General features: G+C 71.8%; 15 protein-coding genes. 4 read left to right on the top strand and 11 right to left on the bottom strand.

From position 1 onward, the window contains the following. Positions 1–63: 63 nt before the first annotated feature. The 7 genes from OG858_RS22210 to OG858_RS22240 form a co-directional block, all read right to left on the bottom strand. Positions 64–219, bottom strand: coding sequence for a daptide-type RiPP (locus OG858_RS22210; protein ID WP_162948414.1), 156 nt, complete (start codon positions 217–219; stop codon positions 64–66). Positions 220–318: 99 nt separating this feature from the next. Beyond that, positions 319–492 carry a daptide-type RiPP gene (locus OG858_RS22215; RefSeq protein WP_162948415.1) on the bottom strand — a complete coding sequence of 58 codons (174 nt, stop codon included), beginning with the start codon at positions 490–492 and terminating at the stop codon, positions 319–321. 79 nt (positions 493–571) lie between these two features. Further along, on the bottom strand, positions 572–1,861 hold the full coding sequence (mpaC, locus tag OG858_RS22220; RefSeq protein ID WP_256960193.1) for a daptide-type RiPP biosynthesis dehydogenase: 1,290 nt from the start codon (positions 1,859–1,861) through the stop codon (positions 572–574). Further along, positions 1,858–3,183 (bottom strand): daptide-type RiPP biosynthesis aminotransferase, encoded by a 1,326-nt coding sequence (gene mpaD, locus OG858_RS22225; RefSeq protein ID WP_328544553.1) that lies wholly within the window; start codon positions 3,181–3,183, stop codon positions 1,858–1,860. The genes mpaC and mpaD overlap by 4 nt, the downstream gene beginning before the upstream one ends. Further along, on the bottom strand, positions 3,180–4,031 hold the full coding sequence (gene mpaM, locus OG858_RS22230) for a daptide-type RiPP biosynthesis methyltransferase (protein WP_319068940.1): 852 nt from the start codon (positions 4,029–4,031) through the stop codon (positions 3,180–3,182). Before mpaM ends, mpaD begins: the two co-directional genes overlap by 4 nt. A gap of 5 nt (positions 4,032–4,036) precedes the next feature. Further along, entirely contained in the window at positions 4,037–5,083 is a 1,047-nt protein-coding gene (mpaB, locus tag OG858_RS22235) for a daptide biosynthesis RiPP recognition protein (RefSeq protein ID WP_086751880.1), read from the bottom strand. Between the two features lie 20 nt (positions 5,084–5,103). After that, a complete protein-coding gene (locus tag OG858_RS22240; protein WP_319068942.1) occupies positions 5,104–6,123 on the bottom strand; it encodes an LLM class flavin-dependent oxidoreductase in 1,020 nt (339 codons plus the stop codon). Between the two features lie 283 nt (positions 6,124–6,406). Here OG858_RS22240 and OG858_RS22245 point away from each other — a divergent pair, with 283 nt between their 5' ends. After that, positions 6,407–7,426 (top strand): helix-turn-helix domain-containing protein, encoded by a 1,020-nt coding sequence (locus tag OG858_RS22245; RefSeq protein ID WP_086751885.1) that lies wholly within the window; start codon positions 6,407–6,409, stop codon positions 7,424–7,426. 166 nt (positions 7,427–7,592) lie between these two features. On the opposite strand, the gene OG858_RS22250 is transcribed toward OG858_RS22245, so the two are convergent. After that, positions 7,593–7,892 (bottom strand): hypothetical protein, encoded by a 300-nt coding sequence (locus OG858_RS22250; protein WP_086751888.1) that lies wholly within the window; start codon positions 7,890–7,892, stop codon positions 7,593–7,595. A gap of 207 nt (positions 7,893–8,099) precedes the next feature. Continuing rightward, positions 8,100–8,546 (bottom strand): hypothetical protein, encoded by a 447-nt coding sequence (locus OG858_RS22255; protein ID WP_086751890.1) that lies wholly within the window; start codon positions 8,544–8,546, stop codon positions 8,100–8,102. Between the two features lie 879 nt (positions 8,547–9,425). On the opposite strand from OG858_RS22255, the gene OG858_RS22260 reads away from it, so the two are divergent. Beyond that, positions 9,426–9,911, top strand: a complete 486-nt coding sequence (locus tag OG858_RS22260) for a cation:proton antiporter regulatory subunit (protein ID WP_179201341.1) — start codon at positions 9,426–9,428, stop codon at positions 9,909–9,911. A 103-nt stretch (positions 9,912–10,014) separates the two neighbouring features. After that, complete coding sequence (locus OG858_RS22265) at positions 10,015–11,286, top strand: cation:proton antiporter (RefSeq protein ID WP_327745850.1); 1,272 nt, start codon at positions 10,015–10,017, stop codon at positions 11,284–11,286. A gap of 92 nt (positions 11,287–11,378) precedes the next feature. Here OG858_RS22265 and OG858_RS22270 read toward each other — a convergent pair whose 3' ends face one another. Continuing rightward, complete coding sequence (locus OG858_RS22270) at positions 11,379–12,290, bottom strand: NAD(P)-dependent oxidoreductase (RefSeq protein WP_327744311.1); 912 nt, start codon at positions 12,288–12,290, stop codon at positions 11,379–11,381. A 203-nt stretch (positions 12,291–12,493) separates the two neighbouring features. Here OG858_RS22270 and OG858_RS22275 point away from each other — a divergent pair, with 203 nt between their 5' ends. Next, the gene (locus tag OG858_RS22275) at positions 12,494–13,462 is read left to right on the top strand and encodes a TauD/TfdA dioxygenase family protein (protein ID WP_319269957.1); all 969 of its coding nucleotides are present in this window, start codon (positions 12,494–12,496) and stop codon (positions 13,460–13,462) included. Positions 13,463–13,773: 311 nt separating this feature from the next. On the opposite strand, the gene OG858_RS22280 is transcribed toward OG858_RS22275, so the two are convergent. Then, positions 13,774–15,786 carry a copper resistance CopC/CopD family protein gene (locus tag OG858_RS22280; protein ID WP_328544552.1) on the bottom strand — a complete coding sequence of 671 codons (2,013 nt, stop codon included), beginning with the start codon at positions 15,784–15,786 and terminating at the stop codon, positions 13,774–13,776. Positions 15,787–15,938: the final 152 nt, after the last annotated feature.

The following is a 15,938-nucleotide window of genomic DNA, read 5'->3' on the forward strand; positions in this document are numbered from 1 at the left end:
TCCGGTGGATCCGGTGGATCCGGTGGATCCGGTGGATCCGGTGGATCAGGTGGATCAGGTGGATCAGGTGGCGATGACCGCGCTGGCGACGGTGCTGATCACGACGCCGGTCTTGAAGCCGCTCCAGAAGCCCGGGGCTTCCATGGCCTCCAGCTCCTGCATGCCCAGCTCCAGCGATGCGTCGAAGCCGTTCGGCTCCTGCGTGACGGTGTCCTTCATATCCGTTCCCCTCCCGTTGAGTTGAGACTGAATCGAGTCGAGTGAATCAGGTCCACCAGCCGGGCCTTCATGGCCTCCTGCTGCACGACCACGGGCCGATCAGGTGATGATCGAGACGGCGACGCCCGTCGAGACACCGACGGCCGACACGACGGTCGCACCCACGACGACGCCACCGGCGGTCCACCAGCCCGGGGCCTCCATCGCCTCGAGCTCCTGCATACCCAGCTCCAGGTCGGAGCTGAAGTTGTTGTTGTCGAAGTTCTCCTGCATGGGAACTCCCCCTTTTCTCATGAGTGTCGAGAGCCGTTGCTCTCTTTTCCGCCCGCTCCCGGGATCGGGAGCGGAAGTCTCAGGTGTGCGCGGGATGCGCAGTGCGGGCGGTGTGCGCGGTGCGGGCGGTGTGCTTGGTGCTCGTGGGGTGCACGGTGCTCGTTTTGGTCGCGCCCAGTGCCGCGTCCAGCAGGCGGCGCACGTCCTCCGCCCGGAGCCCGCCGAGCATCGGCAGCCCGGCGCCCCAGGCCCGTACGGTCCGCTCGGCCAGGGCCTCGATCTGCCCCGGGCCGCCAGCGGTGAGCCGCCGGCCCACCCGCCAGTCGTCCATCAGGGCCTCGATCCCGTCGGCCGGGTCCGCGGGCAGGGCCTGCGCCCGGTCCCGCGGTGCGGCGTCGCGCAGCCCCGCCCACATCCGGTGCAGCCGCGGCGCGGAGCCCAGTCGTGGCTCCCCGTCGAGCACGGCCCGCCACAGGTGCGGCAGCAGCGCGGCGACGGCGGTCATCTTCCGTACGCCCAGGGCCGACGACATCTCGTTGGCGATGAGCCAGCCCTTGACCGCGTACGGGTCGCGGCCCTGGTGCAGCCATTCACCGTGCGTGAGCCCGCTGAGCTTCGCGATGTCGAGGCGGAGCGCGTCGCCCGGCTTTTCCTCCCGTACCGCCTCGTAGCCGAGTTGGACGAGCCGCCGGGCGACCGTCTCCGTCAGACGGTCCTCGGTGCGGCGGTCGTCCCGGTGGTCACCGGCGTACGGACTGACCGCCCGGAACAGCGCCTCCAGGACGCCCTCCACGACCAGTTCGCGGGGCAGTGTGGCGGTGGCCGACGGATCGAGCAGTGCCGCCTCCGGCCGCAGTACGCCGCCGAGGATCAGCCGCTTGCCCTGCGGGTACGCCAGGCAGGCGACCGCGCTCAGCTCGCTGCCGGTGCCGAGGGTGGTCGGTACGGCGAGCAGCGGGACGGTACGGGTGACCTCGCCCGGCAGGCCCATCAGACCGCCGCGCTGGGGCACGGTGAGGCGGGTGTACGCGACCGGGTTGGCCCGCAGCAGAGCCGCGATCTTCGCCTGGTCGAGCACCGATCCGCCGCCGATGGCGACCACCAGGCCGATGCCGGCGAGCTTGTCGGCGAGGCCTTCGGCGATCGCGGCAGCCGTGCCGAGATCACCGGGGCCGGTGGTCAGTGGTGTCTGGGTCGTCCGCCAGTGGGCCCGGCCGAGGCGGTCCCGTACCAGGGCCGTGATCCCCGCCGTCGCGACAGCGCTGTCCACGAGGAGGGCGGCCGTGCGGCCCGCCCCGTCGGGGAGCCATGCCGTGAGGGCGTCGGGACCGATCAGCGCCCGGGTCGGTCCGCCCCGGCCGTAGCTCATGCCGGTACCTCCGTGTGCGCTTCCGCCGGCGCCGACTGGCCGGTGAACAGGGCCAGTCCGGCGCGGATGCGGTCCATCAGCTCGGTCAGTTCCGCGTCGGTGTAGGTCAGCGCGGGGAAGAGCTGGATGCCGTGGACGCCGGGGTGCACGATGGCGCCCGCCGTACGGATCGCGGCGACCAGTTCCGGGACGCGTGCCTGTGGCAGCGGTTCCCCGTCCGGGGTGGTCAGCCGCAGCGAGCGGAAGCAGCCCAGACCGGTGGTGCCCGTCACCCAGGGGTGCTCGTCGACCAGCCGGGACAGCTCCGCGTCCAGCCGTTCGCCCAGGGCCCGGCCGAGGGCGACCGCGTCCAGGCGGCGCATCTCGGCGATGGTGGCCAGGATGGCGGCGCAGGTGGCGGGGGTGCCGGCCTGGGTCTCGCCGTGGGTCAGCATGGCGCCCGCCGTGTCGAAGGCGTCCGCGACCGTGTGCGAGGCGATGACGGCTGCGGCGGCGCTCGTACCGTTGGTGAGCCCCTTGGAGGTCACCAGGAGGTCGGGCCGGGCGGACCAGCGCTGGGAGGCGAAGAAGTCGCCGGTACGGCCGAAGCCGGTGGCCACTTCGTCGGCGACCAGCAGGAAGCCGTACTCCTCGCGCAGCCGCAGCAGTTCTTCGACGTACTCCTCGGTGAGCGGCACCGCCCCCGAGCCGAGCACCGGCTCGACGACGACGGCCGCGACCATGGCTCCCTGACGTTCCATCAAGGTACGGATACCGAGCGGGTCGTTGGGGTCGACGTGGCGGATGAGGCGCTGGTCGACGCCGTACACCTGTTGTCCGAGGTCCTCACCGGTCAGCGCGAAGCTGCCGTACGTCAGACCGTGGTAGCTGCCGCGCAGCCCGACCACGAGTTTGCGGCGATCCTCGCCGCGCAGTGCGTGGTAGTGGCGGGCGAGCTTCATGACCAGGTCGTTGGCGGCGCCGCCGGAGGTCGAGAAGAGGACCCGGCCGTAGGTGTCGGCGCCGCACAGCTCGACGAGGGCGGCGGCCGCGGCACGGGCGTAGCTGTTCTCGTAGCGGAAGACGCTCAGGTACGAGGCTTCGCGGAGCGCTTCCGCGGCGGCCTGGGCGATGGCTTCGTTGCCGTAGCCGATGTTGGTGTTCCACAACCCGCTGGAGGCGTCGAGGAGTTCACTGCCGTCGGCGTACCGGACCCGTACCCCGTGCGCGGAGACCGCGCAGAGCGCGTCCGAGCCGTGCAGGGCGGGGGCCAGGAGGGACGGCCACAGCGCGTGCTTCGTGCTCTTCGTGCTCTTCGTGCTCTTCGTGTGTACGGGACTCATGGCGTGACCTCCGTTTCGAGCAGTACTTCGAGCAGTACGTCGTGGTGGCGGGAGCCGACGGCCGGCAGCGGGTGCCGGGCGTGGACGGCGAATCCGGCGGCGCCCAGTTCGGCTTCGAGGAGGGCGGCGGGCAGCACGCCGACGCTGGTCGTGGTGACCTGGACGGGGCTGTCGTCGTCCGGGATCCGCGCCGGGAAGACGGTGACCGTGCGGGCGCTGTCGCCGACCGCCCAGTGCTCGTACATCCGGTAGGCGCGGCCGGCTTCGGCTTCCACCACCAGTTCGGCCTCGGCTGGCTGGCCGGAGTCCGTGTCCATGCCGACGGTCGACAGAAGGAACCGGCCGCCGGGCGCGAGGTGCTGGCGTACGGCCCGGTAGAGACCGGTCCGGCCGCGCTCGTCGAGGAGCGAGACGGAAGTGGTGCCGAGGACGATCACCGGGAAGGTGCGGCCGAGCGCGAAGGCGCTCATGTCGGCCTCGACGACCGTGCAGCGCTCGCTCAGGGCGGCGGGCGCGGCGGCCAGCCGGTCTTCGAGGAGCTGCAACATGTACGGGGAGAGGTCGAGGGCGGTGACCCGTCGGCCCAGTGCGAGCAGCGGCATGGTCAGCCGCCCGGAGCCGGCCGCCAGGTCGAGGACATCGCCGGGCAACGTCCTTACGAGGCTGGTCAGTTCACGTACTTCGTGGGTGCTGCGGCCGGCCACGTCGTGGTAGACCTGCGCGCCCGCTTCGGCGTAGAGGTCGCCGGTGACGGCTCGGGAGCCGAGTTCGGCGAGCAGCTCCCCGGCCCGTCCGGGGATGGTGACCGGGCTGGTCGGTGTCGTCGGGGTGGTCAGGGTGGTGGTCATCGTGGTCACACTCCGGCCCGTGCGAGGAACCGCTCGATGCGTACGGTGTGGTCCGGATCGGCGAACTCCGCCGCCGCCTCGGCCGAACCGCAGGCCAGCAGTGCCTCGACCGGCGTGGCGGCTGCCCGTTCCACACTGAAGGTCCTGCCGGGGGCAGGAGCGTGGACGTACACGTCCTGGTCGGTCCACAGGAGGAGCGGCGCGTCCGCGTCCCGCAGGTCGGCGTCGGCGCCGGCGCCGGCGGCCAGCGCGTCGGTGATCCGCCCGCCGAAGCCGGAGACCCGGATGCTGCCGTCCACACCCCGGGCGCGCAGGGCCCGGATCGCGGCGAGGGCGGCCAGGTAGCGCCCGAGCCAGGGCCGGGCGGCCAGTTCGGTACGCCGAAGGTCGTGGTCCACAGCCGTCCCCAGGCACACCGCGCATGTTGTCCGTGCGCCGCTGTTGAGCCGCTGCCACTGTGCGTCGAGGAGTTCGGGCCCGTCGCCCGCCGTACCGAGGCGGGTACCGCCCGGCGTGGTGGAGACGGCTCCGTCCGCGTCGACGTACAGCCGGTACCGGGGTCCGGCGGCCGGCGTGCGGTCGGCGCCGAGGCCGGGGAGGTCGGCGAGCTGGATGGCGGGGTGGGTGAGGAAGTCGGGGAAGGTGCCGTCGAGCAGGGCCCGGTCGGCGTCGGCGAGGAAGACGTCGAAGTCCGTGTCGTCGGCGATCCGGACGAGGGTCGGCCCGGCGACGGACATGTACTCGCTGATGCCGTAGCCCTGGATCTGGAGGTAGAAGCCCGCGCCTGGCGAGAACTCGCCGCCGGCCCCGGCCAGCGACCCTTCGTACCCGACGATGCGGCGGCCGTCCGTCGTCGTGTCCTCGCCGGGCACACCGGGCACGAGTACCAGCGTGTCCGTTCCGACGACACCGGAATTCATCATCGCCGTAAGGTGCTCCCGGTTTTCCAGTACGACGGTTTCCACACCGTCGTACGAGAATTCACCGGTAGTGGTGCCGGCACTGGCCGTACCAGTCCCCCAGCGGATGAGCCGCTCTTTCAGATCAGCCATTGTTTCGTCTTCCCCCACGGTCAGGCGGCCAGGGCGGCCAGAATTCGCTTCGTTTCGTCCAGGGCCGCTTGTGGGCCGTACAGATTACAAACGCCGGTCAGGTTCAGGACGACCTCGTCCACCCCTGCCTCGCGGAACGCGCCCAGTTTTCCGACGAGTTCGTCCGGGTCTCCGCTGAGGAACGCCCCGCCGTCGACGAGCGCCTTGGCGTTCGCCGCCGGGTCGTCACCGGCAACATCCGTTCCGGACCGGCGCAACATGTCGATGTAGTGGGCGCCCTGGAGATGGGCGGCGTTGCTCGCGAGCGCCAGTTCGGCGGGTTCGCGGTCGGGCCGGGCGAGGGCGAGCGGCACGATGGCGGTGAGCCTCGGGGTTCTGCGCCCCCTGCCCCCCTTGCCGTCCGCCGCGTTCACCGCGTCCGCCGCTTTCACGGCGTTCACCGCGTTCGCCGCGCCCTCGCGCATCGCCGGGAGCACGGTGTCCCGCAGGTAGTGCGCCGGAGTCAGCCAGGTCACGGCGACATCGGCAACCTCACCTGCGAGCTTCGCCATGCCGGGCCGCAGCACACCGAGCCCGATCTCCACACCCGGCACCGGGTAACGAGGCATCTCGGCCCGGCAGCTGAAGTACTCGCCCCGGGTGTCGACGGTCTCGCCCGCCAGCAGTCCGCGCACGATCGAGAGGTACTCGCGCGCCGCCGTGAGCGGACTGCGGTACGCCTCGCCGAGCAGCGACTGCTGCAACTGCCGGCCGCCGGGCCCGAATCCGGCGATCACCGGCTGCCCGGTGGCCATCGCCAGCGAGCGGGCCTGGAGAGCGGCCTCGTACGGGTGGCGGAGCGGCATGAGCGTGACGCCGAGTCCGGTCGGCACGCGGAATCCCGCTCCCGCCGCCGCGACGAATCCCTGGTGCGGCTCGATCATCACGGACTGCCCCTGCCAGAGGCGGCTCGCGTTGCTCCAGTGCACCAGTCCGGCGTACGGAAGGATTTGTTCCGGCCGGCGCGGGAGAAAGGGCAGGAGTACGGAATAAGAAGTCATGCCCTGTCCTCCATTTCGCGACGTAATTGGTTGATGCCGGCAGGTACTGCTTGTCCTGCGTTTCTCTTTCTTCTGTCGGCGTTCGTTCGTTCCGACACAGAGAACAATGCCAAACCGGAGCACGTCATCGGGCAGTTCCAGGGCGCTACTTGCTGCCAGTGACCGTGCAGCTTGTTGCAGGTACCCTCACTGTGATCACACCGCCGGATTCAGGCCGTCCTGCGCGCCTGACCAGCGCGCCGACTTGCGACCGGCGACCGATTGCGTTCTGTACGGAGGCACCATGGGGGAATTGTCCGTACTCGGGCTCACCGATACGGAAGAGGGCATCTACCGGCACTTTCTACGGAACCCCGGCACCACCGCCGAGGACATCCAGCTGCTGCTGCATGTCCCGTTGGACGAGATCGGGAGCGCGCTGGAGCACCTGTCCGAGCTCGGCCTGCTGCACGAGACGGAAGGGACCGGAACCGGAACGGACGGCGGGCCCGGGGCGATGTCCGCCGCCGACCCCGAGATCGCCGTGGACCGGCTCACCGACCTGCGGCTGCGTGAACTCCACCAGCAGCTTCAGCAGGTCACCCAGTCCCGGCACCTGATAGCCGGCCTGCGCGCCGAGCAAAGCGTGAAGGAGCAGCCGGACACCGGGAGAATCGAGCGCCTGGAAGATCTCGGCCAGATCCGGGGCCGAATCGACGACCTGGCGTTCTTCGCCCGCGAGGAGATCCTCTCGGTCGAGCCGTACACCGAGCTGACTCCGGCGAACATCGCGCACGCCCGGCCGCTCGACACCCGCTGTCTGCGGCGCGGGGTACGGATACGCAACGTCGTCCTGCGCGAAGCCCTGGACCATCCGCCGACCGTCGGCTATCTGCGCGACCTCACCTCGCTCGGCGCGCAGATCCGGGTCGCGGACACCATCGCGGAACGGCTCCTCGTCTACGACCGCCGCACAGCGCTCGTCCCGGTCGACCCGGCCGACACCCGGCGCGGGGCTCTGCTCGCCCGGGAGGCGGGGCTGGTCGCGAACATCCTCGCGCTGTTCGAGAAGATCTGGGACCAGGCCACCGATCTCACCGTGCTCATCGACGAGCGGGCGGGGGCGGAGGGCGGAGGGCTCTCGGAGATGGAACAGCAGGTCCTGGAAGCGATGTGCCACGTCGGCAAGGACGAATCGGGGGCACGCTCGCTGGGTGTGTCGGTGCGGACGTACCGCCGTCATGTCGCCGACGTACTGCGCATCCTGGGCGCGAGCAGCAGGGCGCACGCGGCGCTCCTTGCACGGGAGCGCGGCTGGGTGTGAGCCGAGGTAGGACCCTGGGCGCAGCAGCAGCAGTAAGTAGCAGCAGTACAAAGGGGGGTGCCCCGGCGGTCTGACCGCCGGGGCACCCCCCTTTGTACTGCTGTCGACTACTGCCGACCTTTGTACTGCTGTACTGCTGTACTGCTGTCGACTGTTCTCGCTGTCGCTACGCCTTCGGCTTCTCGATCTGCCACCCGTTGACGGGCTTCCCGGTGTCGCCACCCTGCTCGCCGCAGAGCGGCAGCCGCACCGGCAGCGGAGTCGCGCAGACGCGCTCGGCGATGGAATCGACGACCCCCAGAGCAGTCACCCCCGACTGCGCGGCCTGAACCTGTGCCTGAACCTGTGCCTGTGCCTGTGCCTGTGCCGGCCCCTGGCCACCCACCACCGCGAACGCGAGCGCCGCACCCGCCACCACGGCGGCCTTCTTGAACCCGGTGAACGCAGTGAATCCCTTGAACCCCATGACGTACTCCCCCGTTTGCTGTTCCCACGTGTTCCGGGCCGGTCGTGCCCCCGCGGTGTTCCCCACTCTGCCAACGGAAGCCGCGGACAGGGCGGCGAATCCTGTCAGCTTGCTGCACACGCTCACTCAGCTTCATGCCATGCACGCGCGACAGCGACGCCGCCCCTGGTCGCGCACGTCGTGACCGGGCGGGACAGCCCCCGCTCATCAGTGGGCCGGGGGCCAGTCCGGCAGCTCGGGCGTGGTTGGGGGCGGCTGGGCCGTGGTGAGGCGGCGGTAGGCGGCGCGGGCCTGGAGAAGGCGGGCGAGGGTCGTGCCGGTGAGGGCCGCGGTGAGGAGGCAGACCAGCCAGAAGGTGTCGCGCGGACTGGTCCAGGTCAGGACGCCGGCGGGTGGGATGGCGAACCCGTTGAGGAAGAGCCAGCACAGGGCGGCCGTACCCGGGGCCGCGGTGAAGCGGGCGTGCACGCCCAGGAACGCGGCGAGCAGGGACAGCGCGGTCAGCGCCAGGCCGGGGCGGTCCGTGCCGACCAGCGCGTTGAGAACGGCCACCAACGACATGGCGCCCGCGAAGGCCGTGGCCCACACCAAGGGGGTTGCCACAGGCTGGGGGACGGGGCGGGGGCCGGTCCCCAGGGAAACCCACTGGATCACGGGCACGCTCCGGGGGTCTTGGGGGCGTGGGCTCCGGAGGGCGTGGGACCTACAGACGTCGCGGGGCCTACAGACGTCGCGGGGCCTACAGGCACCGTGAGTGCTCCGGGGGGCGTGAAGCCACCGAGCGCCGCAGGCCCTCGGGCGGGAACGGGGCCTCCGGGGGGCGTGAGGTCTTCTGCCACGGAGGGAACGGGTATCACCGTGGCCTGGGGCTTGCGGACACCCACGCCACGGGTCGTGAGGGCATCCACGCCGCAGGCCCTGGGGGCACCCATGCCACGGGTCGTGAGGGCACCCGCGCCGCAGGTCGTGAAGGCACCCACGCCACGGGCCCTGGGGGCACCCACGCCGCAGGCCCTGGGAGCACCCACGCCACAGGTCGTGAGGGCACCCGCGCCGCAGGTCGTGAAGGCACCCGCGCCACAGGCCCTGGGGACACCCGCGCCACAGGCCGTGAGGGCACCCGCGCCACAGGCCGTGAGGGCACCCACGCCACAGGCCCTGGGGACACCCACGCCACAGGCCCTGGGGACACCCGCGCCGCAGGCCCTGGGGGCATCCGCTGCAGCCGGTCCGCCGGTCGTCGGGGTGCCCGGGCCGCGGGCCCTGAAGGCAGTCGGTCCACTCGTTGTCGGGGCGCCCGCTCCGCGCACCGGGAAGGCGTCCGCCGCACGGGTTGTGGGGGCACCCGTTGGGATCATGAGGGTGGTTCCTTTCGGTCATCCCGGGTGGCGGGTCGGGAGGCCGGTCCGGGGTTGAAGGGGGATTGTTCCATCGGGGTGCCGACCTCACGGCCGGCAGCCGGTTTCCGGGGTCTCGTTAGGGTGGCACCGACGGTTGTCCGATGACATATCCGAATCAGACAGGGGGCCAGCCGTGGGTGCTCCGCGCCTCAGTAGTACGCCGTTGCCGGGGATCGGGGTCCGTTACGACCTCACGACCAAGGAGCAGCGGCGGATCTCGGTGGTCGCCCATCGGGACGGTGCGCGCACGTTGAGCGCGTACCGGCAGGACGATCCGGACGCGTGTGCGCTGTCGGTGCGGCTGACGACGGGAGAGGCGACCGCCCTCGTCGACGCGTTGACGCCGGACCACCACAGCCCGAACCTGTTGTCCACCACGGAGCTGGGGCTGGTCGCGGAGCGGATCGAGCTGACGTCGACGTCCCACTGGAACGGGCGCGTGCTGGGCGACACCCGGATGCGGACCGAGACGGGCGCGTCCATCGTGGCCGTACTGCGGCGGGCCGAGGCGATTCCGTCGCCGACGCCGGACTTCCGGCTGGCCGGCGGTGACACGCTCATCGTGATCGGCACCCGGGAGGGTGTGGAGGCGGCCGCGGCGATACTCGGGCGGGAGTGAGCGGTTCGTGTACGCCTCCGCTCAGGCCGCAGCCCAGTCCGCCGGGCAGTCAGCCGCGCAGTTCCTCGCTCAGTCGTCCACCACGCACTCCTCCGCCGTCTTCCTGGTCGAGTTCGGCGCGATCATCCTCGGGCTGGGGCTGCTGGGGAGGTTCGCCGGGCGGTTCCGGCTCTCGCCGATACCGCTGTATCTGCTGGCCGGGCTGGCGTTCGGGGAGGGCGGGCTGCTGCCGCTGGGGACCAGTGAGGAGTTCGTGGCGATCGGCGCCGAGATCGGCGTGATCCTGCTGCTGCTCATGCTCGGGCTGGAGTACACGGCGAGCGATCTCGTCTCCAACCTCAAGACCCAGTACCCGGCCGGCCTCGTCGACGCCGCCCTCAACGCCCTGCCCGGCGCCGCCATGGCACTGCTGCTCGGCTGGGGACCCGTCGCCGCCGTCGTACTCGCCGGCGTCACCTGGATCTCCTCCTCCGGCGTCATCGCCAAGGTCCTCGGCGACCTGGGACGGCTCGGCAACCGCGAAACACCCGTCGTGCTGAGCATCCTGGTCCTGGAAGACCTCTCCATGGCCGTCTACCTGCCGATCGTCACCGCGCTGCTGGCCGGGGTCGGTCTGGCGGCGGGCAGCGCGACCCTGGCCATCGCGCTCGGTACGGCCGGGGTCGTGCTGCTGGTGGCGGTGCGCTACGGGCGGCACATCTCCCGCTTCGTCTCCAGCGACGATCCCGAGAAGCTGCTGCTCGTCGTGCTGGGGGTGACGCTCGTCGTCGCCGGGCTCGCGCAGCAGTTGCAGGTGTCGGCGGCGGTGGGCGCGTTCCTGGTGGGCATCGCGCTGTCGGGTGAGGTCGCCGAGGGCGCGCACAGTCTGCTGGCGCCGCTGCGGGACCTGTTCGCCGCCGTGTTCTTCGTCTTCTTCGGCCTGCACACCGACCCCGCCAGCATCCCGCCGGTGCTGCTGCCCGCGCTCGTCCTGGCCGTCGTCACCGCCCTGACGAAGATCGCCACCGGCTACTGGGCCGCGCGACGGGCCGGCATCTCCGTCAGGGGCCGCTGGCGGGCGGGCGGCACGCTGGTCGCCCGCGGCGAGTTCTCCATCGTCATCGCCGGCCTCGCCGTCACCGCCGGCATCGAACCGTCCCTCGGCCCGCTGGCCACGGCATACGTCCTGATCCTGGTCATCGCCGGCCCGCTGACCGCGCGATGGACCGAGCCGGTGGCCGTCCTGCTCACCGGCCGCCTGCGCCGCCGCCCCGCGACGGCCGACCCGGGAGCGGGAACCGCAGGTGGCACCGGCGGAGCGGGGGGCACGTCACCGTCGGCTCCGGCGGGAGCGCACGAGGCGCTGGACGAGCGGAACGCGGCCGACCGGGCCTGAGGGGCGCGGTCGGACGTCGCGTCGGCGCATCGATGTTCCGCGCCTTGACCGCCCCGCCGAGCGCACCCGTCCGAGCGGCCGGGGCGGTCGCATCACCCATGTGCGCCCGCGTCCACATCGCCCGCGTCCTCGTCGAAGCTGGCGAAGTACGCGGCGGCCATGTCCTCGTCGGCGTGGCCCTGGGCGGCGGCACGGGTGAGGCGAGCGGCGCCGGCCTCGGCGACGTCGAGGCGTACGCCGTGTCGCCGGCCGGCCTCGACGATCAGGCGGGCGTCCTTGGCGGCGGTGGAGACGGCGAAGGAGGCCGGCGAGAGGCGGCCGTCGAGGATGAGCGCGGACTTGGCGCGCAGGTAGCCCATGTCGAGCGGACCGCCCTCGATGATCGCGAAGAAGGACTGCGGGTCGACGTCGAGGGCCTTGGACAGGGCCAGAACCTCCCCGGCCGCGTTGGTGGCGGCGAGCACCCAGCAGTTGGCCACCAGCTTGAGCCGGGTCGCGGTACCCGCCGCGCCGTCCTCGCCGGTCCAGACGGTACGGGCGCCGACGGCGTCGAAGACGGGGGTCACCGTCCCCCGCCCCTCGACCGGCCCCGCGGCCAGCACGGTCAACTGCCCCGCCTCCGCGGGCTGCCGCGTGCCGAGGACCGGGGCGTCGAAGAAGACCAGCCCGTGCTCGCCGGCCCACGCGGCCAGTTCGGCGACACCCTCGACACCGGCGGTGGTGGACTGGACCCAGGCCGTGCCCCGGCTCAGCGCGGGCGCCGCCGCACGCATCACGTCCAGGGCGGCGGCCCCGTCGTACAGCACCGTCAGCACCACATCGGCACCCCGCACGGCCTCCGCCGGGCTGTCGACGACCTGTGCGCCGTCCGCGGCGAGCGGCTCGGCCTTCTCCCGGGTCCGGTTCCACGCCCGTACGGCATGACCGGCGCGGACGAGGTTGCGGGCCATCGCGGCGCCCATGATGCCGGTACCCAGGACACTTACGGTGAGCTTGTCGGTCATGACGTCAACTTCCTGCCGCGTACAGTGCGTTGGCAGTTTCGCAGCCCGGGGTGGGCCAGGAGGCGGTACGACACCGGGCAGTACGACCAGGACGCGGCGCCTGAGCGCAGGAGGGGTTGAAGGGGCGCAGCCCCTGGGGAGGGAACGGGTAGGGGCGGCGGGGGCGGAACAACCGGTGTGACCGACACGGTGAAGGGTGAGCGATGACGACCATCGACGCAGTGGGACCCCCCGGCGGCCTCGACGTGCGCCCGGCCTCCGGGTACATCGGCGCCGACATCCACGGTGTGGACCTCGCCGGCCCGCTCGACGACGGGACCGTCGCCGGTATCCACGCGGCGCTGCTCCGCTGGAAGGTCGTGTTCTTCCGCGGGCAGAAGCTGGACCACACCGGCCAGATCGCGTTCGCGCGCCGCTTCGGCGAGCCGATCCGGCTGCGTTCACGGGGCTCGGTGTCACCCGCCGGGCACCCGGAGATCGAGACGACGGCCGACCGTCAGGAACTGGGCCGCAAGCACGGCATGGACCAGGCCGAATGGCTGGAGCGCCGCCGCCACTCCACCCTCCGCGGCTGGCACGCCGACCACACCGCGCGCATCGACCCGCCCGCCCTGACCCTGCTACGCGCCGAACACGTGCCCCCGTACGGCGGCGACACCACGTGGGCCAACCTCGCCACCGCCTACGCGGGCCTGTCCGAGCCGGTGCGCCGGTTCGCCGAGGGGCTGCGCGCCGAACACCGTCTCGGCGTCGGCTATCTCGCCCGCTCCGGCCCCGACCCGTACCTCCGCCACCTCCAGGACCACCAGGTCGCGTCCGTCCACCCGGTCGTCCGCGTCCATCCCGAGACCGGCGAACGCATCCTGTACGTCAACCCGTACTACGTCGAGAACATCGTCGACGTCACCCGGGCCGAGAGCCGGCTCCTGATGGAGATGTTCGTCGAGCAGATCACGCGCCCCGAGTACACGGTCCGCTTCCGCTGGGAGCCGGGTTCCGTGGCCCTCTGGGACAACCGTGCCACCGTCCACCTCGCCCCCAACGACACCGCCCACTTGGACTTCCCGCGCATCATGCACCGCGTCATGGTCGCCGGGGAGCCTCCCGTCGGCGTCGACGGCACCCCGTCGAAGTCGCTCTGCGGCGGGCCCCTGCACGAGCGGAGCGAGTAGCCCCCGCCGAGCGGGGGCCAGGACGCCGACTCCGGGTGCCCGGCACCTCATTCATGGGTGACCTACTCGTCGGAACCTGCTCCTGGACCGTGGACAGCCGGACTGCCGGACTGCCGGACTGCCGGACTGCCGAACTACCGGACAGCCGAACTACCGGACTGCCGGACAACCCGACGGCCGGACAGCCGAACTACCGGACTGCCGGACAACCCGACGGCCGGACAGCCGAACTACCGGACTGCCGAACTGCCCGACGGCCCGACGGCCGGACTGCCGGACTGCCGGACTGCCGGCCCGATGACCCGGCCCGGCTAGCTCACCCGTACCGACTTCTCCACGGTGACCTGGTCGATCTCCGTCGTACGGACCGTGAGCTTCATCGTCCACTTGCCGGGCAGGGGGAGCTGGAGGTCGTCGGTGACCCAGTAGCCGCCGCGGTCGGTGAGCTTCGCGTCGATCGGGCCAATCTTCTGGGCCCGCAGGGTGAAGGTGAGACGCAGTTCGGGGACGGTCGCGATGCCGTCGTCGGGGCCGAAGACCACGGCCTGCACGGAGTTCTTGCCCACGCGCCCGGGACCCAGGTCGATCTGGACCTTGCCGTGTCCGTTCGGCGTGCCGACGTCGAACGGGATCGTCGTCGAGGAGGCCGTGACCCCACCGGCCGCCGCGCCCGCGCTCTCCTTCGCGATCTCCGCCGCCGCCCGGCCCGGCAGGGTTCCCGTCAGCACGGTGGTGATCACCAGCACGACGACCGCGACAGTGAACTCCGCGAGCACGGAACGCCGGAGGCCCTGCCGCAGGGGATCGGCCGCCGAGGCGTCCTCGGCGGCCGGGCGCTCCCTGCCGCCCTGGACGGCGTCGCCCAGGCCACCGGAGGGCACGTCGGCGCCACCATCCGAAGCCTCGCTGTCGGTGGCCCTGACCCGCTCGGGCCCACGCGCCGCCACCGCCACGGTCGCCCGAGCGGTGACCTCGGCCCGGTCGGCGGCCTGCACCGACTCGCCGGCCCGCACCGAGGCAGCCTGCACCGGCTCGACGACCGTCGTCGACGCGACGACCTCGGCCGACCCGACCGCCTCTGCTGAAGCGGCAGCCTCTGCTGAACCGGCAGCCTCATCCACCGCACCGGCCTCCGCCGAAGCCTCCCCCAGTCGTCCCGTCCAGCGCCGTGAGAACGCCGCCGCCACCAGCAGGAGCAGAACCACGACCAGCTTGGCGACGAGGACCTCCCCGTACGCCGTGGAAGTGAAGGCGGACCAGGAGCCGAGACCGCGCCAGGACTGGTAGACGCCGGTGACGACGAGGACGATCACCGAGACGAAGGCGAGCCGGGAGAAACGGTTTACCACGGCGGCCGACAGGGTGTTCGGCGCCCGATACAACACGGTGAGCAGCGCGGTCAGCCCGCCCAGCCAGACGGCCATGGCGAGCAGGTGCAGCACCGAGGAGGTCATCGCGACCGGCACCTGGATACCGGCGGAGGCGTGCTCGGCGACCGCCCAGGTGCCGGCGAGACCGATGGAGAACAGCGCCCCACTGACGAGCGCGCCCTTCCCCCACTGCTCCCGCCCCTGCTCTCCCTGTTGTCCTTGCCCACGTACGCGGACCAGGAGGAAGGCCGCCACCGCGAGCAGCGCCAGCCGGGCCAGCAGGGCGAGGCCCGGCCGACTCACCATGGTGTCGCGCAGGACGGAGAGGTCGAGGGCTGCTCCGACGCCGGTGCCCCGCTCGTACGGTCCGCGGAGCAGCAGCAGAACAGCCGAGGCCAGCAGCAGCGCCAGCCAACCCGCCATGAGCAGCTTGCGCAGCACCTCGCTCGGGCCCCCGAGCACGACCGCCAGGAAGAAGGTCACGCCGATGAGCAGGGCGAGGGCGCCGTACGCGAAGTAGCGGGTGATGTCGTAGAGGGAGGAGGTGAGCGGGTCCTCGGTGAGGTCGGCGGGGAGGACCGCGGCGGTCGCGGAGGGCTCGCCGATCGAGAAGAGCAGGGCACCCGAGATGGGGTGGCTGTCGGCCGAGACCACGCGCCAGGCGATCGTGTACGTGCCGTCGTCGAGGCCGGTGGGCAGCGTGACGCTGGCCGTGTCGGCCCGGCCGCCCGCGCGCCCCGGCTTGCCCGTGTCGACGGCCCGGTTCTCCGGGTCGAGGACGCGGATGGAGTCCTCCAGGAGGCTTACCGACTCGGTGAAGCGGAGGGTGATGTCCCGGGGGGCGGCGTCGAGGACGCTTCCGTCGACGGGGTCGCTTCCTTTGAGAGCGGCGTGCGCGGACGCGGTACCCGCCCCGCCGAGGAGGAACAGGACCAGCACGGTGCCCAGCAGCACCAGGCGCTGAACCCCTCGGCCCCGGCCACCGGCGGTCCGGCGTCCGAGTCCACCGGTTCCGCCATGTCGCCTCGTGCCTCTGTCCCTGTCTCTACTTCTACCGCTGTTCCCGACCTTGTCCATGGCCCTGTCCATAACCCTGTCCATGGCCC

The sequence above is a fragment of the Streptomyces europaeiscabiei genome (assembly GCF_036346855.1).
Taxonomy (GTDB): Bacteria; Actinomycetota; Actinomycetes; order Streptomycetales; family Streptomycetaceae; genus Streptomyces; species Streptomyces europaeiscabiei.